A 20185-nucleotide genomic window follows, 5' to 3' on the forward strand; every position below is an offset into this window, starting at 1 on the left:
GAATCCGTGCACTGACCTGTCAGAAATAAGAAGATGGGGAGCAGAGGGATGGGAAAAAGGTTTTGCGGTATCTCTTTTTGTGTCAAAGGTGCCAAGGCACATTAATGAAAAAAATAACAGAAACAAGAATAAAGAAGGGAAAGAAAGAGGGATAAAAATGGATACACAGCAGATGTTTCAGGAACTGGATCGCCTTTATGCGCAGGGAAAACTGGACGAAGCGGAAGAGAAAATGATGGGCTGGATGAAGGAAGGGCTGGATTCAGGGAACAAAAGCCTTTGCCTGATGATGTGCAATGAGATGGAAGGACTCTACCGGAATACCGGACGGGTTGCACAGGCAGTCGATATGGCGGATATGGCGCTGTCCCTGATTGCGGGGATGGGACTGGATGGTTCGATCCACCATGGAACGACACTTTTAAATGCGGCAACCGCGCGCCGGATGGCAGGAGATGTGGAGAAAGCGCTTTCCCAGTACCGGGAGGCGGAAGCGATTTTTAAGAATCTTGGAAAAACGGATGGCTATGAGATGGCGAGTCTCTACAACAATATCAGCCAGATTTATCAGGAACAGGAGGAACATGAAAAGGCGCTGGAATCGCTGGATAAGGCGCTGGAACTGATTAAAAAGATGGAGAACAGCGAGGCGGAGGTGGCAACGACCCATGTCAACCGGGCGCTATCCTTGATGGCGCTGGGACGGCTGGATGAGGCGGACGAAGAGTTAAAGGAAAGCCTGACCTTTTATGCGTCCCCGGAGGGCGTGCAGTCGGGACACTTTGGTTCGGCGCTGGCAGCAGCCGGGGAGCTGGCATGGAGGCGCGGTAATTATGATCAGGCGATCGGGCTGCTGGAAAAAGCGCTGATGGTAACGCAGTCCCGGTTTGGCGAGAGCGATGCGTGCGCGGTGATCCGCCAGAATCTGGAGATGATCAAAAAAGAAAAGGAAGAAAAAGGCATTACCGGTGACGAGGGCAGAACGGAAAGCACAGGCGGAAAACAGAGCCACTGTGCGAGCTGCCAGTTCAAGGATGCGAAATTCTGAGATGGAAATTTTCTGGTTACTGTTCATGGGTAGGCACTTTTGGAACCGAAAGTGCCGTAAGAAAACGTGGTGGCAGCAGGAATTTGCCGTATTTAAATGCGAAGCCACGGCAAATTCCGTTACTGGGCACGTATGCGTGAACAGTAACATTTTCTGAAATAGATTCAGAAAGCGGAGAAAGGACAAGAAAAAGCCATAAAATCAGGTAGGGGGATCAGATGCAGGGACTGGAACTGGCAAAACGATATTATGAAGAAGTTGGGCGTCCGATGCTGGAGCGGGAATTTCCAGAGCTTCTGCCGCGGCTGGCGGCGGGGCTGGTGGGCGAAGGTTCGGAATGCCTGGGATTTGACGATGCGATATCGCAGGATCACGATTTCGGGGCAGGTTTTGACCTCTGGCTTTCGGCGGAAGATTATAACCAGTACGGGAAGGCGCTTCAGGATGCTTACGACCGTTTGCCGGGGGAGTTTGCGGGCATTCCGGCACGGCTTACAAGTGCGCGGGGCGGCGGACGTGTCGGTGTGTTTGAGATAGAGGCATTTTACAGCCGTTTTATCGGGATGGAACAGCCGCCAAGGAGCTTGATGCGCTGGCTGCATCTGCCGGAGGATAAGCTGGCGGCAGTTACAGGCGGGGCAGTTTTTGAGGACGGACTGGGAGAATTTTCCGCGGTCCGCGAGGAGCTTCGGAAGTATTATCCAGAGGATGTCCGGATCAAGAAGATCGCGGCGCGGGCAGCGAAAATGGCGCAGTCGGGACAGTATAATTATGGCCGCTGTATGCGGCGGGGGGATACGGTTGCAGCGATGCTGGCGCTCGATGAATTTGTGCGGCAGGCGATTTCGATGGTCTATTTACTAAACCGGACGTATATGCCTTACTATAAGTGGATGTTCCGGGGAATGGAAAACTTTCAGATTCTGCCGGAGGTGGCGGAAAAAATCCGGGAGCTTTCGGTGATGGGAGATACGAGCGAGATGTGGAAGCCGCCGTTTCCCCCGGGATGGAATCCTTATGTAAACCAGTTAGATCCGCGTGTGGGCCGGATCGAGGAAATCTGTCAGGCGGTGGTTGGGGAACTGCGAAAACAGGGACTGACTGACAGCCGGGATGCATTTCTGGAAGCGCATACGTGGGAGATCATGAAACGGATTCAGGATCCGGAGCTGAAAAAATGTCATGTGATGGAAGGATAAGCCGCGGATAGACACATCAAAATGGGAACGCGCATGGACTGTAACTGAAAGAAAAGATGCAGGAAATTGATTTGGAAGGGATCTGGCAAGCGAAAGGGAGGACAGCGTATGACGAAACAGGAGAAAATAGAGAAACTGATTCAGATGGAGTGGGAAGATTTTCAGAAAGTCAATAACGAGGGCGGACGTGCTTCTTGTCAGGACGATCCGGAGACATTTTTTATCATGCGACGAAGCCATTTTGCACCGTGGACAGAGGAACTCATCGACTGCGTGCAGGCGGATATGGACCGCGCCCATGAGCAGGGGCGCAATCTGGTGATGGAGAAATATGCGTGGATGATGGCGAGCACCGTACCGGAGCAGTTTAAGAAACTGCATCATTTTCTGATTGATCCGACGCTGGCGGGCGAACAGTGGAGTGATGCGATCGTGAAACAGCAGCTTGCCTGGATGGAAGAGTACCAGGCGAAATATCCGGTGCTGGCGTCTGGAAACAGGCTTCTCTACAGTTCTGAAGATACGCCGTATGATACTTCCTTCCAGACGTACCTGCTTGGAGAACTGCGGACTTACTCGGACAGCACTCTGCATACGTACTGGCAGTTTATCAATGAACTGAAAAAGGAAGGAAAGAGTCTGGCACTTCTGACGATGGAGGAGGAAGTGAAGGCATATGGATATGAGGGGCTGGATGCGGCGGAGAAGGCGCTCTCTAAATAAAAATTAGAAGGATGTATATTCGAAAATTTATGGCAATGATTTCGAAAAAGTGAATGTATAATAGCTAATATACAAGGTAAGTTGAAAAAAATCGGAGAGAATGAATGATCAAAGTTCCTCTCCGATTTTCTTATATCAGCACATTCTTTGTTTCCAATTTTTACGAAAACCGCCGAACCACCCGCATCACCTGTTCCACCGTATCGCTCAGATTCTTCCGGGCGGATGCCGGTTCCATTGCTTCTTCCAGCGAGCAGATGGAGCGGAGAATTGGGAAAAAGGCGTCGATTCCGGCATCGTTACACTGGATGGCATCTGGGGTGACGCAGCCGGAGAAGGCGAAGACGGGCTTGCCGTATTTTTTAGCCAGTCTGGCGACGGCGATGGGGGCTTTTCCCATAGCAGTCTGTCCGTCGAGACGACCCTCACCGGTGATGACGATATCGCTGTCCTGGATGAACGATTCCAGAGAAGTTTCTTCCAGCACGATCGAGGCGCCCGGTTCCAGGACAGCGTTCATATAGCTTAAAAAGGCAAATCCGAGACCTCCGGCGGCACCCGTGCCGGGAACCGTTGGATCGGCGTGTGGAAATTGCCGGGCAGTAAGGACGGCGTATGCCTGCATCCAGCGATCCATATTTACGATATCTTCCCTGGAAGCGCCCTTTTGCGGACCATAGACGGCACTGCAGCCATTTGGACCGCAGAGCGGATTGGTGACATCGCAGGCGATCCGGAAGCTGCACGCGGACAGTTCGGGAAGAACGGAGCCGATACGGATGGAAGAAAGCTCTGACAGTCCGGCGGCACCCGGGGAGACGGGCGTTCCGTCTTCTTTGAGAAATTGATATCCCAGCGCGGAGAGCATGCCGAGTCCGCCATCGTTGGTGGCGCTGCCGCCGATGCCAATCAGGAAACGCCGGCAGCCTTGGCGGATGGCGTCAAGGATCAGTTCTCCGACACCGTAGGTGGTAGTGCGGAGTGGATTGCGTTCCGCAGCAGCCAGGAGCGGAAGTCCGGAGGCAGCAGCCATCTCGATCACCGCAAGCGGTTCGCCCTGTCCCGGTGAGGTGAGAATCCCGTAGTCGGCTTGAAGGGGGCGTCCGAGCGGATCGGAGACGGAGATGGTGCGGATCCTGCCGCCCAGTCCTTCCGTCAGGGCATCCACGGTTCCCTCGCCGCCATCTGCCAGAGGGCTCACGAAGACCTCTGCCTCGGGATAGACGCGGAGAATGCCGCCTTTGGCGGCGTTTCCGGCTTCCATCGAGGCCAGACTTCCTTTCAGGGAATCGATTGCAACCGTAATTTTCATATGAGGTTCCTCCTTTTTGGTGTTTTGGATCCGATTCATTGTTACTTTCAGATGGAAATTGAAACTTTTCTTGACAGCTATGCTTCTTTTTATTATAATACTATTGGACACTGGATACAATATTGGATGCTCCATTTTAAGAAACAAATTTGGCATTTATCTCATGTTTGAGATAGCCAGACGAGCGACAGGAGGTACCGATATGAGTAACTTAACAATCAGACCAATCAACACTGGTTTCGTGACGATGATTCCGAAACAGTATCTTTACCACCATTCTACGGTGGCATATTATCCCGATGCTTCCGATCGGGAGGAAGAATACCCAGTTTTTACGTATCTGGTAGAGGGCGGAGACAAACTGCTGCTTGTGGATACAGGCATGGCATACACAGAGCGCGCCGATAAATACCACCATCATGGATCATATCAGCCGGAGGGCATGGCGATCGCGGATCAGCTTGCAAAGATCGGATATAAACCGGAGGATATTGATATTGTAGTGTTTACCCATCTGCACTGGGATCATTGCTTCTATATGGATAAATTCACGAATGCGAAATTTTATGTAAACAAGAAGGAATACGAATTTGCGATGGATCCAATCCCGCTCTATTACAAATCATACGAGGCGCCGCAGCTTGGCATTACCCGCCCATTTGAGGGAATCAAGATGGAACTGCTAGAAGGCGAGGCAGAGGTCATGCCGGGAGTGCGCGTATTTGAGACGCCGGGACATTCCATCGGGCATCAGTCGGTTGAGATCGACACGGCAGCGGGCAGATATATTTGCTGCGGTGATGCAATTTTCATTATGGATAATACGAAACCGATCGAAGAGATTCATTATGATATTACGCCTCCGAACCGGTTTTCAGATATTGTCTCCGCCTGGAAGAGCATCGAGCTTATCAAAGCCCGGGCAGAGAGTCTGGATAAGATTCTGACCTGTCATGACCGCGAGATGTTAGATCGGGTTTCGAAAACACCGATCCTTGGTCTTTAAGACGAAAGGCAGGTGAAAGAAGAAGTTCGTGAGACTTCGAGAAAATGGCAGTGGTTGGGGTAATTGCAAGCTGTGACACGAAATATCATGAAGTACAGTTTGTACAGAAAAAAATAAAAATGAGCGGAAACAGTCCGCTGATACTCGATGTCAGCACGGGACCGCATATTCCGATGCGCGCAGATGTCAGCCGGGAGGAGATTCTGGCAATGGGTGGTTATACCTGGGAGCAGGTGCACGCGATGGACAAGAGCGGTGCGATCGCAGCGATGACGGAGAGTATTTCCAAGATGCTGTTAAAACTCGTCGGGGAGAAAAAGATTGACGGCGTGATGGGAATGGGCGGACTGCAGAATACGGTTATGTGTTCTGCGGCGCTGCGCCTGCTTCCGATCGGATTTCCGAAGATTATCTGTTCCACGATCGCCAGCGGATACCGGTATTTTGACACGGTTGTGGGCGACAAAGATATCATGGTGGTTCCGTCGATCGTTGATTTTGCCGGTATGAACCCCGTTAATGAGGCTGTGTTGGGAAATACAGTCAGCGCCCTGATTGGCATGGTGACATATGGGGGAAAACGGATCGATACACATGGGGAAAAATATATCGCGACAACGCTTATGGGGATTACGAATGATACCGTGATGCGGGCATCCGACGAGCTGACGGCGCTCGGCAGGAAGATGATCAGCTTCCATTCGACCGGAATCGGCGGCCGGGTGATGGAGTCGATGATCCGCGAGGGCGTTATTTCAGCCGTTATGGATCTCTCACTGCATGAGATGACAGCGGAATATTTGGGTGATTACGGATACAGCAAGGGTGCGGATAACCGCCTGTGTGCAGCAGCGGAGATGGGGATCCCGGCGCTGATCTGCCCGGGTGGCATTGATTTTGCGTGTCTGAGGAAAGAGGAACTTTTAAAAGATGAGGAAGATCGGGGGTACGTATGGCATAATCAGGATTTAACACATACGCGCCTGTATGAGAGCGAAATTCTGGATATTACACACACGATCGTGGAACGACTGAATCGTTCCAAGGGAAAAACGGAGGTCATTCTCCCGATGGGAGGACTGCGGACAATGAGTTATCCGGGTGAATTTTTCTATAAACCGGAGACAATTCAGAAGATGCGTCAGATTTTCGAGGCGGATCTGAAGCCGGAGATTGTGTTTAAAGCGTATGATCTGAATTTCTGTGATCCTGAATTTGCGGATATCTGCGCACAGGAGATGGAAGTGCTGCTGAATGAAGCAGAGGGCAGCAGAAAGGAGAGCGCATGAAATATCAGGAATACAAAGAGCTGAGCGATGCGATGGAACAGGCGGCGCACAAATTTTATCAGCTCCGCTATCAGATGAGCAACGGCGGAAATCTGAGTATGCGTGCGCCAGGGCATGACTGGATGCTTGTGAAGGCGACGGATGTGGCGTTTGACGAGGTGTGCGCGGACACAATTGTTGTGACGGATTTTGACGGAAACTTGATTGAGGGCAATCGGAAACCATCCAAAGAAGCTCTTTTGCACGGTGCGATCTACCGGGAGCTCCCGGAGGTGTGCGCGATCATGCACTGCCATTCCCCATATGCGACTGCATGGGCGGATAAGCATGAGACGCTTGATTTTTCGACGCGCCATTCGGAAATGAAGCTGGGCGGAAATGTGCCGGTGTTTGACACCCATTCGTATGCCGTTCCGAAGGAATATTTCCCGATGATTCTGGAAGAGTTCCGGAAAAATAAAGAGATGAATGCATTCCTTCTGCGCGGTCACGGTCAGGTGACGGTGGCTGGGACGATGCGCGAGGCAGCTTATCTGGCGGAACTTGTCGAGGAGACGGCGCAGATTTCGCTGTTGGCGGGTAGATAAGAAAAGCAGAAAAAAGTAATAGGCGGTGAACGCAGAGAGACAGGAACTGCGATCATCGCCTTTTGTAATTATACGGCTGTCGATGCTTGGTAGGTGTTTTGTCTTTAAGAAAAATTGGCTTGGCGTCCAACACATTCGACAACATCTTTCAGATGACCGTAGATCGCCTGTTTGGTGGCGTCGATATCGCGGTTTTTCAGTCCCTGGATGATCTTTGCATGCTCGGACAGAGTATCGTTGATGCGTCCCTCCAGAGAGTAGTAGATGGATTTGAAGGAATCACATTTATTCCAGAGTCCCTGCAGGATCTCAACGGTGTCGTCGCAGCCGGAGAGCTCACAGAACCGGGTGTGAAACTGGCGGTCCAGCTGCATAAATTCCTTCGAATTATTGGAAAAATCGAGCATTTTTAAACTAATCTCTTCCAATTGGCGGATATCGTCATCACTTGCCCTGATACAGGTTCTGGCGGCGCAGTACTGCTCCATCAGGATACGGATGTCGTAGATTTCCGTCAGACGTTCCTTGGAGAGCTGGAATACGACTGCCCCACAGTGCGGTTTCGTGATCAAAAGTCCCTCTGCTTCCAGACGTTTGATTGCGTCGCGGACCGGGGTGCGGCTGACTCCAAGTGTTTTGGTGAGGCGTTCCTGGGCGATATGTTCGCCTGGCTTAAACTCACCTTGAATAATTGCATTTTTGACCCAGAGATAGACTGAGTCGGAAACGGTTGTATATTGAATAATTGGTTGTGTCTGATCCATAAACCATGGCTCCTTTTAAATTTCTTTATGATTATTATAACCGAAAAGAAAAGGAATAGCAATAAAATTGGATAATGTATCCAATCTGAAACTAAAATATTGTTTAAACTGTACAGAATGATGTTTATATAAGAAAGTTTATTGACAAAACAGACAGGTGGTGTTAGAGTAATAGTATCAAATTGTATCCAATATCCGGTGTCCAACGGAGAGGCGAAACAAAAAAGAAACGCAGAACGTGAAAAAGAGAAAAAGAAAGGAAGAAGGAACATGAGGAGAAGACGATTTGTGGCATTAGGTTTAGCAGCGATAATGGCAATGACGGGATGCGGTGGAAGTTCATCCGCGAAAACAGACAGTACAACAGGCGGCGATAAAAAACAGGCAGAAGCAACCAGCGGAAAAGAAAAGATTACACTTCGAATTGGATCCGGACATTCGGAATCCAACCCATGGATCACAGCGCTGGAAGATTATTTTGTGAAAAATGTATCGGAGAGAGTCAGTGAAGAGACAAATTATGAGATCGACTGGGTTAAATCCTACGGCGGTTCTGTTATCTCCCTGGGAAATGAGTTGCAGGGCGTGCAGGATGGTCTGGTCGATATCGGATGTACGATTCTTGTATTTGAGGCATCCAGACTTCCGTTACAGGATATGGTTTACAGTATGCCGTTCTCCTGCTCCGATCCGCTGATTGTGGCAGAGACGATCAAACAGATGTATGAGAAATATCCGGAATTCACTTCGATTTATGAAGACAGCTACAACCAGAAGTTCGTCGGAATCGGTGTATCGGATCCGTATGGATTCTTCAGCACGAAAGAAGTTAAGTCTCTGGAAGATGTAAACGGAATGAAGATCGGCGCGGCAGGCATCAACCTCTCCTGGATCGAGGGCTCTGGTGCAGTCGGCGTCCAGACTTCCTTAAATGATACCTATCAGAACTTACAGACGAATGTATGTCAGGCGACGATTCAGCCGACCCATTCCTGTGTCAACTTAAAGGTATATGAGGTAGCGCCGTATTATCTGGACGCAAACTTCAACGTAGTTCCGTTCAATGCAATTACTGTCAATATGGATACCTGGAATGACCTGCCGGAGGATGTACAGAACATCATTTCCGAGGTTGGCGAGGGCTATCTGGACTATGAGTCTGAGTATATCAATACGATTCACGAAGAAGATATCAAAGCACTGGAAGAGCAGGGCTGTACCGTTACAACTCTGAGCCGTGAAGAGCAGGAAAAATGGGCAGCAAGTCTTCCGGATGTTGTCAATGGTCTGGTAAAGAGCCTTGACGACGCTGGGTACAATGGTTCCGAGATCGTGGAAGATTATTATGAGATTCTGGAATCTCAGGGTGTAGAGAGAGTACGCGACTGGAAGATCAGCGAGTAAGAAAATTGAAGGGAGCGGCTTGTCGCAGAGGAGAGTGTGAGCCGTGTGAAAAGTGCATCGGGACATACAGCGAAGGTATGTCCCGATGTGTTCAGAAAGACAGAGAAAGAACAGACAGAAGAGAGAAAAGGTGGGATGATATGTCAGTCCTTAGAAAATTAGATCGGTGTCTGGAACGTTTTTTGAGTATTATGGATGGAATTGCAGCGATCTCAGTATTTGGAATCATGATTCTGATTACAGCGGACGTTCTAAGCCGATTGATATTAAATAAACCGTTCGCGGGAACGGCGGAAATTGTCAGCAGCATTATCATTATCGTATGTTTTCTGGAGATTCCGTATGTAGCAGTTAAGGGAGCCCATGTCCGGACAACTATGCTGTATGATAAGGTCGGTGTAAAGGGAAAACATGTGATCGATATTGTAGCAGCGCTGATTGGTGTTTTGGTGTATGCATTTATTATCCGGGCAAGCTGGGGAAATCTGTTAAATGCAATTTCGATTCATGAAGCGGAGATAGCCGGATCGGTCCGTATCACAACGGTTCCGGGGCGTTTTTCCATTATATTCGGTTCCGCGCTGATGATTCTGGAATTTATCAACCAGATTATAAAGTATACGTATGAATTAGTTACAGGAAAAAGCTTTGCAGAAGGGGGGAAGGCAGAATGAGTACAGGAGCAGTAGCAGCACTTTCACTGATTCTTTTGCTGGCGCTGATTTTCTTTGGTGTTCATCTGAGCACATCCCTGATGTTTACCAGTGTGCTCAGTGTATTCCTTTTCACGGGACGTTTTTCAACAGCGATGAACGTGCTAAGCCAGTCGGCGTGGGGCGCGGTCCGGCAGTATATGTTCGGCGTTATTCCGCTGTTTGTCTTGATGGGACTTCTGGCGAACTTATCCGGCGCCAGCCAGGATTTGTATGATTCAGCCAGCCTTTTATTAAAGAAAGTCCGGGGCGGCGTCGGAATCGCGACGGTTATCGCCAATGCGATTTTCGCAGCTATCACAGGTGTTACGGTTGCGTCAGCGGCTGTTTTTACGAAAATTGCACTTCCGCAGATGCTTCGTCTGAAATATAACCGTAAGATCGCGCTGGGAACGATCTCTGGCTCTGCGATCTTAGGTATGTTGATTCCTCCGAGTCTTCTGATGATTGTCTACGGCTCGCAGGCGGACGTATCGATCGGCAAGTTGTTTGTGGCGGCGGTTATGCCGGGTATTCTGATGACGATCGCATTTATCATCGTCATTTTGACGGTCGCACATATCAAACCGGATTATATTCCGGAGGTAGAGGAGCTGACTGAGTATGAAAAAGAAAATTTCTGGAAAATTGTGCTGCGTCCGTGGCCGATTGTTCTTCTGATTATCATCTCCCTCGGAGGTATCTGGTGTGGATTCTTCACTCCGACGGAAGCAGGCGGAGTCGGTGCGTTCGGCGCTTTCCTGATTGTGATTTTCCGGAAGCGATTCAACCGCAAGGAGTTCTGGGAGACACTTTTATCGGCAGGTTCAACCTCCGGCAGCGTCCTGATTCTTCTGGTATCGGCATCCACATATTCCAAGACGTTGTCCATGTGCGGTGTCATCAATGTACTCCGGGATCTGGTAGAAGGTTTCAGCATCCCGCCGATCGGAATCGTTTTATTATTTATCCTGATTCTGATGGTACTGGGATGTATCCTGGATTCTACTTCGATTCTGCTTTTAACGACGCCTCTGATGTGCCCGATTATGGCAGATTTAGGCTATGACTTAGTATGGTTCGGTCTGGTTATGATCATTGCGATTGAAACCGGTATGATTACGCCTCCGTTTGGCATGAACGTATTTACCGTTAAATCGTCCCTGTACGGAATGGATGGCATGGAGGGGATCACAGTCAACGAGATTTTCGCCGGTTCGATGTGGTTCTTGGCAGCGATCATTATTGTCGATTTGATTTGTATTTTCATTCCGCAGATTGTATTATTCCTGCCGAATGCGATGTAATAGGAAAGGAGAAGTGTATGGCACAGATTAAGATTCCGAAAGAGAAAGTTGCGATTGTTTTGATTGAACCGCAGAATGACTTCTTGTCCGAGGGCGGAACGATGTACGCCCACATCAAGGAGCAGCTCGCCGAGCGTCATGTCATCGCCAATCTTCAGGATTTACTGGAGAAGGCGCGAGGTCAGGTGGCAAAAATCTTTTATTGCCCGTTCCATCCGTTTGATCCGGGATTTCCAGAGCTGAAAAAGGGTGGTCCGGCGTGTGAGGGTCTGCGTGGAATCGAGATGGATATGGAAGCAGACTGGGGAACCGGCGCATGGCTGCGCGGCACACCGGGACCGGAGATTATCAAAGAATTGACTCCGCAGCCGGGTGATGTGGTGGTTGAAGGCAAGAAAACGCTAGACGCGTTCCATTCGACTGGTTTGGACTATTATCTGCGGGCAAATGAGATCGAGTATGTAGCATTTACTGGTTTCCATACCGACTGGTGTGTAGAGTCATCGGCGCGTTCGGCGTATGATAAGGGCTACCGTGTCATCGTCATCAACGACTGCACCGCGACCGATACGCAGGAAGAGCAGGATTTCTGTGAAAAATGGATTTTCCCGAAGATTGGAAAAGTCATGAACCATGAGGAATTTCTGGAGGCGCTGGAGTAGCCAGAATGTGAGCGTGGCAGAGCTTTGAAATAAAAAAACGAAAACATCCCACGGGATTGCCGGAAGTAGCAGTTTCGTGGGACTTTTTTGTCTATCGATGAAAATGTTGATTTTACATGTTTTTATTCAATTTTACATAAATAAGATAGTTACGAAGAACTCTGCCTGCTGTGATGCAAAGTGAAAATAGATTTCGGCAGAATCGAAGCAGCGGGACTGTACGGAAAAATACATGATGGAAACGCCTCTTTGTTGGTAGATCACATTGTCATCGGATGATCAGAAAGTGTTGTAGTTTCTATTTTCGTTGTTTAAACAACTGAAAAAATGTCCCAAAGCATGTATACTCCTTCTTGTAAGCGGCACAATACATATGAATGGCAGGAGAGACTAGAGGCATGCTTGTCCATATGCAGAGAGTGGATGCTAGAAATATGGACATGCAGTATAAGCCGGAGAAAAAAGGAGAAATGAGCGTATGAGCAGAGAGGTAAATCCAAGAAAAGCGGCAGTCATCGGGTGCGGATTTGTGGGTTCAGCAACGGCATTTACACTGATGCAGAGCCGGTTATTTTCCGAGCTGGTTCTGTTAGATGTGAATATGGAAAAGGCGGACGGCGAGGCGAAGGATATCGCGCACGGGATTCCGTTTGCAGGGCAGATGAAGATCTACGCGGGCACGTATGACGACGCGGCGGACGCGGCGATCATCATTATCACAGCGGGGGCGAACCAGAAGCCGGGGGAGACGCGGCTTGACCTGGTGCAGAAGAATACGGCAATTTATCAGAGTATCATCCCGGAGATTGTAAAACGCGATTTTGGCGGGATTCTGCTGATCGTATCGAATCCGGTAGATATTTTGACGTATGTGGCATTGAAACTGAGCGGGCTGCCGGAGAACCGGGTGCTCGGTTCAGGGACGGTGCTTGACACGGCACGGCTTAAATATGCGCTGGGCGAACACCTGGGCGTGGACAGCCGGAGTGTTCATTCATTTATTATCGGTGAGCACGGGGATAGCGAGATCGCGGCATGGAGCAGTACGAATGTATCGGGAATTCCTCTGAATGATTTCTGCGAGATGCGCGGACATTTTAACCACGATGCGGCGATGGACGCGATCGCGGAGAAGGTCAAAAACAGTGCGTACGAAATTATTTCGAAAAAACAGGCGACGTATTACGGAATTGCAATGTCGGTAAAACGCATCTGCGAGTGTATCGTCCGCAATGAGCGCTCGATTCTGCCAGTGTCCGCGATGATGCATGGGGAATATGGCATCGAGGATATCACGCTGAGTATGCCGGCGATCGTGGGAATCGGGGGTGTGGAGACGCATGTGCCGATTGCATTGAGTGAGGAAGAGGCGGAGAAGTTGGTGGAATCGGCTAAGAAACTGAAAGAGGTAGCGAAAGGGCTGATAGAATGATGCCAGATGGGCTGCCGTACATTGGCACGGCAGCCCATCTGAACCAATCGGTTTTACTATAAAATTTTTTTCTATAGGAAACGTCACATGAAATATGATAAGATAGTGAAAGCAATTTTCATAGAACGTCCCAATCGTTTTATTGCGCGGGTAAAGATTGATGGCTCGGAAGCGGTAGAATCGGTTCATGTAAAGAATACGGGACGTTGTCGTGAATTACTGCTGCGGGGGGCGGAAGTGATTTTGGAAGATTGCATAGAAAAGAATCCAAATCGAAAGACTCGCTATGATTTGATTGCAGTTAAGAAGAATAAAAAATGGGTTAACATTGATTCTCAGGCACCGAATAAAGTGGTAAAAGAATGGCTGATGACACAGGGGTATGATTGTATTAAACCAGAGTATACCTTTGGAAATAGCCGGATGGATTTCTATATGGAAAAAGGAAAGCAAAAATATCTAATGGAAGTCAAAGGCTGCACCCTTGAGATAGACGGAGTTGGATATTTTCCAGATGCCCCGACGGAAAGAGGAGTTAAGCATTTAAGGGAACTTGCAGCTGCGTGCGGACAAGGATATAAATGTTTGATAGCATTTGTGATTCAAATGGAAGGCATCAGTGAAGTCAGGCCGAATACGGAAACGCATCCCGAATTTGGCGCTGCACTTCACGAGGCAAAGGCAGCAGGTGTTGAGGTGCTTTTCCTGAAATGTCATGTTGGGATGGATAGGTTGGAAATCATAGGAGAAGATGAGTCTTGAGGGCAAGGTTCTAAAGAAGAGAGAAATCTATGATACGTGAAATTGAGAATAGAAGAAGTATAAGAAAATATAAGCCAGATGAGATCGAAAGGAAGTTAATTGACGAGATCATATACAGTGCTTCCCTTGCACCATCTGCTAAAAACAGACAGCCTTGGAAATTTATTGTATATCAGGGGAAAGAAAAAGATAAACTGGTTGATGTCATGCGTCATGGTATAAATTCAGAAAAAATGACCCATGAACTTATGCCGGAATGGGCATTTGCCATACCGGATGCTGAGAATACCGTTAGAATCATGCAGGAGGTCCCATGCCTTATAGCAGTGCTTAATACCAACCAGCATACTCCATTTGCAAGCATTGAAAATGAAAAGCGAATTGTTGAAATATGTGATTCACTGTCCATAGGTGCGGCGATTGAAAATATGATTCTGACAGCAACGGGATATGGATTGGGCACCTTATGGATTGCCAATACTTGTTTTGCCTATAATGAGCTGATGGATTTTATCGGAACAGACAGCCAATTGACAGGAATTGTTGCGATTGGATTTGCCAATGAAGCTCCGGCTAAAAGACCAAGGAAACCTTTCGAAGAAATTGTTGAGTACAGATAGGTAAATCGTAATGAGTTAATCGTGTTATAATCAGGTTGGATGGAGAATAATCGTTATGATTAGAAAGTTGCAGAAGGTAGATATAAATAGAGTCGCTGATATATGGTTGAAAACTAATCTGAAAGCACATTTTTTTATTCCTGAACAATACTGGATAAGTAATTATGAATTCGTGAAGGAAATGCTGCCACAGGCGGAAGTTTATGTGTATGAAGATGATAAAATGATTCAAGGCTTTATAGGAGTAAGTGATGAATACATAGAAGGTATTTTTGTTTCTGACGAAATGCAGTCATGTGGCATAGGTAAAATGTTGTTGGATTACATCAAGGATAAAAAAGACAGATTACAGTTAAAGGTATACCAGAAGAATGTCAGGGCAATGTCTTTTTATCAACGAGAAGGATTTACTATTCAGAGTGAAGAGATGGACGAATTCACAAGAGAAAAAGAATATGTGATGAATTGGGAATCGTCTGGAATTTGAATACCCATGGCAGGAGGGGATGAACCGCCTGTTTGTTTACAAGATGGAAGATGATTCCCATTGGATGTAGTATTTTGCAGCAAGAATGCCGATGAGATTCTTCACCAGAAAAAAATATCTGAAGGGAGACTTTTGGTATGAAAAATAGAAAATACAGTCTTGTTTTTATAATGCTTTTGTGTATGATAATGGCAGTTTCAGCATTTCCGATGACAGTCAATGCCGATATGGGACCAAAGGCCTCTGTTCGGATTCAGTTTGAGCATATGGGGGATGAGCTCTGTTATGGAACTTTGCTGTCGAAGGAGAAATCTACTGGTCCGGCAAGTGCCTGGGATGGAAGAACGGAGAGTGCCCAGAAAGAGTACATGGATCCTGGTATCTGGAAGATCTTTGTGAATTACAAGGATCCGGATGGATACTATTTTCTGCAGCGGAGCTGGAAGGTAAGTGAAAGCAAAGAGCTTGCATGGACCTATTATCCGCCGGGTGATTTTAAGATTCTTCTGTATTATCCGGAAACGGAAACCTTTGTATCCAGTGGAATTTATGCTCGTTATGCATTTGATACGTATTATACAGTGGATATGGATGGTGTGGATATCGGTTCGGTGGAATACAATGATGATTTGAGTACCAATGAGCGGATTGAGGCCTACCGTTCGTATAATTACCGGCAGGAGATGCTGGCTCTTGGAGCAAGGATCGTCCTTACTATTTTAATCGAAATGCTGGTGGCGCTGCTGTTTGGTTTCAGACAGAAAAAACAGCTGTTGATTCTGGCTGTTGTCAACATTATTACGCAGATTATCTTAAATGTGCTGCTCAATGTGATTAATTATAATTCCGGCCCTCTTGCATTTACATTTTTCTATGTACTTTTTGAGCTGATTGTATTTGCTCTGGAGGCAGTGTTGTATTGCACAATTCTTAAGAGGATATCAGAAAAGAAAAAGGAGGATGCATATTATATCCTGTATTCCTTTGTGGCCAATCTGATCTCATTTGGTGCTGGATTATTCCTGGCGGCGAAACTGCCGGGCATGTTTTGATATAAAGATAGGGTAAGGTAACTCCTTAACGTGGTGAAATAGAAATACATACGGCAGGAGACAAGATATGGAAAAAAGATATTCAATTATATTCAGCAGTTTAACTGGAAATACAAGAAAGCTGGCCGATCAGATTCACGAGGTGCTGCCAGCGGAAACATGTGATTATTTTGGAGAAGCGAAGGGGGAGGAACCATCTTCGGAGGTTCTTTATGTTGGCTTCTGGACCGATAAGGGAAATGCAGACGGAGATTCCCTTAAACTCCTTGCGTCCTTGAGAAATAAAAAGATTTTCCTGTTTGGAACTGCTGGTTTTGGTGTCGATGAGGCCTATTACCGGAGGATCCTTACAAATGTGAAACAGTCGATAGATTCCAGTAACACGGTAATTGGTGAATATATGTGCCAGGGTAAAATGCCGATGGCAGTGAGAGATCACTATGTAAAGCTGAAGGAACAGCCGGAGTATCCGGCGAATCTGGATGTTCTGATTGAAAATTTTGAACGGGCGCTTTCACATCCGGATAAGGATGACTTAGATAAGCTTAGAAATATCGTTTTATCATAAAAATAGACCCAAAGGAGTAAATTTGTGTTGACAAACAGAATCAATGAATCCACCTTGAAACGTTTTGATATCAGTGCGGCGGCACTGCATATCATCGCCATGACGCTTATGCTGATGGATCACCTTTGGGCGACGCTTCTTCCTGCTAGGGAGTGGCTTACCTGTGCCGGAAGAGTGGCATTTCCTATCTTCGCTTTTATGGCGGTGGAGGGGTACTTCCACACCAGAAGCTTTAAAAAGTACATCCTTCGGATGCTGCTGTTTGCAGTGCTTTCAGAAATTCCCTTTGATTTGATGTACGGCGGTACCTGGTTTTATCCGGTTCACCAGAATGTCCTCTGGACATTCCTGTTGGGCCTTTTAGGTGTCTGGCTTATGGAACAGGTACGGAAAAAAGGAAAAACCTGGATGTATCTGCTGGTGTGCGTTTTGGTTGTGCTGGCAGGTCTGGTACTGGGAACTCTTTGCATGGTGGATTACTACGGAGTCGGTGTTCTGACGGTATTTGTGTTCTATTTCCTCCATGGGCGGAAATGGTGGTGCTTCTTGGGACAGCTGGCTGCCCTATACTGGCTGAATGTGGAACTGCTGGGCGGTCTGATGTATCCGGTTCAGCTCTTTGGCATGGAATTTGAACTGTGCCAGCAGGGGCTTGCGCTTCTGGCATTGATCCCCATCTGGCTGTACCGCGGCAGACAGGGCTACCACAGTAAACCATTCCAGTATCTCTGTTATGCATTTTATCCAGTTCATATGCTGCTGCTTGTGGTGGTACTGAATTTCATCAACCGATGATAAAATTTTACAATCCCCGCCATTCATGGTATCATAACAGGTAGTAAAATTGCCTGTGAATACCTTGAATGGCGGTGATTTACGTCAGTCGGTTTACCGGGCTATCCGTCATGGCCTGATGCAGGCACATTCGATGCTTTTGGAGCCATTTTATGCATTTCATCTGACGATACCGGACAAGATGGTAGGACGTGCAATGACGGATCTGGAACGCCGGTTTGCGGTTTTTGAAGGACCGGTTCTGGAGGATGGACAGGCGATACTTACCGGCCGTGCACCGGCTTCATCCTTGGATGGATATCAGACAGAAGTAACGGTTTATACCAGCGGCTTAGGACAGCTTGTCTGTACCCTGGATGGATATGGACCCTGCCATAATGAGGAAGAGGTCATCGAAGCAGCCGGTTATGATCCGGATGCGGATTTGGCAAACCCAAGCGGCTCGGTCTTCTGTTTCCACGGAGCCGGTGTCTACGGTGAGACTGCCGCACACCGGAAGTCCGGAGGATGTAATATCCGCAGCTCTGATTATCGCTGATAAGACGGATGTACGAAGAAGCCGTGTTCGTGAAAAAGAGAGAGCCACTTTTGATATCCACGACCGTGTGAATTATGCGGTAACAGAGTCCAAACTTAAGATTGAAAAGGATCGTTCAGTTATTGCCCTGAATCTTCAGGTAGATGAAAAGATATGTTCCATGTATGATTATTTTGAGATTTTCCTGGGAAGAATGATGCTTTGCCGGAAGTCGGCGGAGATACTGGGAACGACCTTTAAGCTGACAGTAAATGGACGGAAGGTGCTGTAAAAATCAACGGTGAATGAATGGAAAAATGCTTAAGGTGTTTTTGAATATACAATTGTAAATGAGGCGAGAAGTGCAGTGACGAGAAGCACTTCTCGCCTTATTTTAGTCATATGATGCCGGAAAAGACTGAAAATCTTGTTAAAAACGACAAATACATTAAACATACAGACAAAAATGCGATTATAGATTTGTACACTGAGCACAATGAAAAATAAGACAAGGTTTTATAAAATAATTGCAACAAGAAAATATTTACAGCAAGGAGGAATGGGAATGGATTATCAGAAATTTGTAAACAATGCTAGTTTTACAATCTTTGTTGCCGTTGTTTTGGTTTTAGTTACCATTGTCTGTATCATTTTTTTGAAAAATGGTTGGAAAGAAGCAGAAAGGTTGGGAGTAAGCAAGGAAGAGCTAAAAAAAATTGTTATTAATTGCATTGGAATCAGTTTGGTTCCATCTATCCCGATTGTGCTTAGCGTAATCGTAATGGTTCCAGTTCTTGGTGTAGCATTGCCATGGCTTAGGACTTCTGTTATAGGCTCAGCAAATAATGAATTAATTTCAGCAACAATGGCAGCAGAAGCAATGGGAGTTGAGTTTACATCGACGACAATGACGATCGAGGCATGGATTAATGCTGCATGGTCGATGACATTAGGATGTTCAGTTGCATTGCCAATTGTCTTAGTGGTTTTAAAACCAGTTTGTAAAACCTATGATGTTTTCCGAAAAAAGGATAGCCGTTGGATTGGTATTTTCAGTCTTTGTGCATTAGTTACAGTAATTGCTGCGTTTGCAATTAATAGTGGAAAAAAAGGAATTGTTCCGAGTCTGGTTATTATTGGATGTTTTCTGTTTTCATATGTATGTAATTTGGCAGCGAAAAATCCAGCACTAAAATGGTTGAAAGATTATGCTTTTCCGTTAACAATTTTATTTGGATTAGTATTATCAATGATTATAACACCGCTCTTAGCATAATTAGGAAAGGAGTGAAGTCTAATGACTGATTTTGAAAAGAAAATGCATCATGATGGAAGATTATATGGATGGGCAATGTTGATTGCAATCTGCGCATTTCCGTTTTTTGCTTCAGTACGTTCTGGAATATGGCCGGATTTTAAAATAATATGGCCAGGAGTTTTAACAATGTGGATTTTGATGGCTTCGTATGTTTTAAGTGAAATGATTGCTTTTCCACCTATTTTAGGACCAGGAAGCCTTTATTTGACTTATATTACCGGAAATCTGCAGAATCAGAAAATTCCTTGTGCGTTGTCAGCAATGAGTATAGCTGGTATAGAAGCTGGAAGTGAAAAAGCAAATGCTGTATCAGTTGTGGCAGTGGCAGTATCCAGTATCACGACAACGGTAATTATTGCATTGGGAATCGTTTTGATGCAGCCATTGACCCCAGTGTTAAATTCTGCAGTTCTTGCTCCGGCATTTAGTAATGTCGTTCCTGCAATATTTGGTGCTTTAGCTGGACTGTGGCTTTTAAAAGAATTCAAGGTTTCAGTTGTTTCAGTTGTTCTTTGTTTATTAGGAATACTAGTATTAAAAATTGATCTTCAGTGGGTATTGTTAGGAGGAATAGCGCTTACAATTATTATTGCCAGATTCATGTATAAAACAGGTATTATAAAACAGGAATAAAAATGGAG

At 46.7% G+C, this 20185-nt stretch carries 23 protein-coding genes; 21 read left to right on the forward strand and 2 right to left on the reverse strand.

The features are described 5' to 3' along the window. Nucleotides 1-157: 157 nt before the first annotated feature. The 3 genes from DW931_RS07645 (at nucleotide 158) to DW931_RS07655 (ending at nucleotide 2970) form a co-directional block, all read left to right on the forward strand. Nucleotides 158-1048 (forward strand): tetratricopeptide repeat protein, encoded by an 891-nt coding sequence (locus tag DW931_RS07645; RefSeq protein ID WP_107000632.1) that lies wholly within the window; start codon nucleotides 158-160, stop codon nucleotides 1046-1048. A gap of 218 nt (nucleotides 1049-1266) precedes the next feature. Further along, a complete protein-coding gene (locus tag DW931_RS07650; RefSeq protein ID WP_107000631.1) occupies nucleotides 1267-2247 on the forward strand; it encodes a DUF4037 domain-containing protein in 981 nt (326 codons plus the stop codon). 108 nt (nucleotides 2248-2355) lie between these two features. Further along, a complete protein-coding gene (locus tag DW931_RS07655) occupies nucleotides 2356-2970 on the forward strand; it encodes a DUF4125 family protein (RefSeq protein ID WP_107000630.1) in 615 nt (204 codons plus the stop codon). Between the two features lie 160 nt (nucleotides 2971-3130). Here DW931_RS07655 and DW931_RS07660 read toward each other — a convergent pair whose 3' ends face one another. Further along, on the reverse strand, nucleotides 3131-4282 hold the full coding sequence (locus DW931_RS07660; protein ID WP_118293957.1) for a glycerate kinase: 1152 nt from the start codon (nucleotides 4280-4282) through the stop codon (nucleotides 3131-3133). A 202-nt stretch (nucleotides 4283-4484) separates the two neighbouring features. On the opposite strand from DW931_RS07660, the gene DW931_RS07665 reads away from it, so the two are divergent. From DW931_RS07665 to DW931_RS07675, 3 genes are read left to right on the forward strand one after another with little or no spacing between them, the layout of a single operon-like run. Next, complete coding sequence (locus tag DW931_RS07665; protein ID WP_107000629.1) at nucleotides 4485-5288, forward strand: N-acyl homoserine lactonase family protein; 804 nt, start codon at nucleotides 4485-4487, stop codon at nucleotides 5286-5288. Nucleotides 5289-5332: 44 nt separating this feature from the next. After that, the gene (locus tag DW931_RS07670) at nucleotides 5333-6577 is read left to right on the forward strand and encodes a Tm-1-like ATP-binding domain-containing protein (protein WP_107000628.1); all 1245 of its coding nucleotides are present in this window, start codon (nucleotides 5333-5335) and stop codon (nucleotides 6575-6577) included. Beyond that, nucleotides 6574-7164, forward strand: a complete 591-nt coding sequence (locus DW931_RS07675; RefSeq protein ID WP_107000627.1) for a class II aldolase/adducin family protein — start codon at nucleotides 6574-6576, stop codon at nucleotides 7162-7164. Before DW931_RS07670 ends, DW931_RS07675 begins: the two co-directional genes overlap by 4 nt. 104 nt (nucleotides 7165-7268) lie before the next feature. Here the strand turns inward: DW931_RS07675 and DW931_RS07680 are convergent, their stop codons facing one another. Beyond that, nucleotides 7269-7928, reverse strand: a complete 660-nt coding sequence (locus DW931_RS07680; RefSeq protein WP_107000626.1) for a GntR family transcriptional regulator — start codon at nucleotides 7926-7928, stop codon at nucleotides 7269-7271. 288 nt (nucleotides 7929-8216) lie between these two features. Between DW931_RS07680 and DW931_RS07685 the strand changes: the two genes are divergently transcribed. From DW931_RS07685 to DW931_RS07755, 15 genes are all read left to right on the forward strand, one after another. Beyond that, nucleotides 8217-9332, forward strand: coding sequence for a C4-dicarboxylate TRAP transporter substrate-binding protein (locus DW931_RS07685; RefSeq protein ID WP_243015218.1), 1116 nt, complete (start codon nucleotides 8217-8219; stop codon nucleotides 9330-9332). 140 nt (nucleotides 9333-9472) lie between these two features. After that, complete coding sequence (locus DW931_RS07690; RefSeq protein ID WP_107000625.1) at nucleotides 9473-10006, forward strand: TRAP transporter small permease; 534 nt, start codon at nucleotides 9473-9475, stop codon at nucleotides 10004-10006. Beyond that, on the forward strand, nucleotides 10003-11331 hold the full coding sequence (locus tag DW931_RS07695) for a TRAP transporter large permease (RefSeq protein ID WP_022359989.1): 1329 nt from the start codon (nucleotides 10003-10005) through the stop codon (nucleotides 11329-11331). Before DW931_RS07690 ends, DW931_RS07695 begins: the two co-directional genes overlap by 4 nt. Nucleotides 11332-11348: 17 nt before the next feature. Continuing rightward, the gene (locus DW931_RS07700) at nucleotides 11349-11993 is read left to right on the forward strand and encodes a cysteine hydrolase (RefSeq protein WP_022359990.1); all 645 of its coding nucleotides are present in this window, start codon (nucleotides 11349-11351) and stop codon (nucleotides 11991-11993) included. A gap of 478 nt (nucleotides 11994-12471) precedes the next feature. Next, nucleotides 12472-13425 (forward strand): L-lactate dehydrogenase, encoded by a 954-nt coding sequence (locus DW931_RS07705; protein ID WP_022359991.1) that lies wholly within the window; start codon nucleotides 12472-12474, stop codon nucleotides 13423-13425. 87 nt (nucleotides 13426-13512) lie between these two features. Beyond that, the gene (gene sfsA / locus DW931_RS07710) at nucleotides 13513-14187 is read left to right on the forward strand and encodes a DNA/RNA nuclease SfsA (protein WP_118293955.1); all 675 of its coding nucleotides are present in this window, start codon (nucleotides 13513-13515) and stop codon (nucleotides 14185-14187) included. Between the two features lie 29 nt (nucleotides 14188-14216). Next, a complete protein-coding gene (locus tag DW931_RS07715) occupies nucleotides 14217-14807 on the forward strand; it encodes a nitroreductase family protein (protein ID WP_117796247.1) in 591 nt (196 codons plus the stop codon). Nucleotides 14808-14862: 55 nt separating this feature from the next. After that, on the forward strand, nucleotides 14863-15294 hold the full coding sequence (locus DW931_RS07720) for an N-acetyltransferase (protein ID WP_117796246.1): 432 nt from the start codon (nucleotides 14863-14865) through the stop codon (nucleotides 15292-15294). A gap of 137 nt (nucleotides 15295-15431) precedes the next feature. Then, nucleotides 15432-16346, forward strand: a complete 915-nt coding sequence (locus tag DW931_RS07725) for a hypothetical protein (RefSeq protein WP_243015219.1) — start codon at nucleotides 15432-15434, stop codon at nucleotides 16344-16346. 67 nt (nucleotides 16347-16413) lie between these two features. Then, nucleotides 16414-16914 (forward strand): flavodoxin family protein BilS, encoded by a 501-nt coding sequence (bilS, locus tag DW931_RS07730; RefSeq protein ID WP_107000621.1) that lies wholly within the window; start codon nucleotides 16414-16416, stop codon nucleotides 16912-16914. A gap of 27 nt (nucleotides 16915-16941) precedes the next feature. Further along, the gene (locus tag DW931_RS07735) at nucleotides 16942-17709 is read left to right on the forward strand and encodes a TraX family protein (RefSeq protein WP_242995763.1); all 768 of its coding nucleotides are present in this window, start codon (nucleotides 16942-16944) and stop codon (nucleotides 17707-17709) included. A gap of 55 nt (nucleotides 17710-17764) precedes the next feature. Continuing rightward, nucleotides 17765-18247, forward strand: coding sequence for a hypothetical protein (locus DW931_RS07740; protein ID WP_333493403.1), 483 nt, complete (start codon nucleotides 17765-17767; stop codon nucleotides 18245-18247). Between the two features lie 67 nt (nucleotides 18248-18314). Further along, nucleotides 18315-18518 (forward strand): hypothetical protein, encoded by a 204-nt coding sequence (locus tag DW931_RS07745; protein WP_333563223.1) that lies wholly within the window; start codon nucleotides 18315-18317, stop codon nucleotides 18516-18518. A gap of 204 nt (nucleotides 18519-18722) precedes the next feature. After that, the gene (locus DW931_RS07750; protein ID WP_107000620.1) at nucleotides 18723-19502 is read left to right on the forward strand and encodes a DUF5058 family protein; all 780 of its coding nucleotides are present in this window, start codon (nucleotides 18723-18725) and stop codon (nucleotides 19500-19502) included. A gap of 21 nt (nucleotides 19503-19523) precedes the next feature. Further along, nucleotides 19524-20177 carry a hypothetical protein gene (locus DW931_RS07755; protein WP_107000619.1) on the forward strand — a complete coding sequence of 218 codons (654 nt, stop codon included), beginning with the start codon at nucleotides 19524-19526 and terminating at the stop codon, nucleotides 20175-20177. The last annotated feature ends 8 nt before the right edge of the window (nucleotides 20178-20185 follow it).

The organism is Clostridium sp. AM43-3BH (assembly GCF_003479985.1).
Taxonomy (GTDB): Bacteria; Bacillota; Clostridia; order Lachnospirales; family Lachnospiraceae; genus Otoolea; species Otoolea fessa.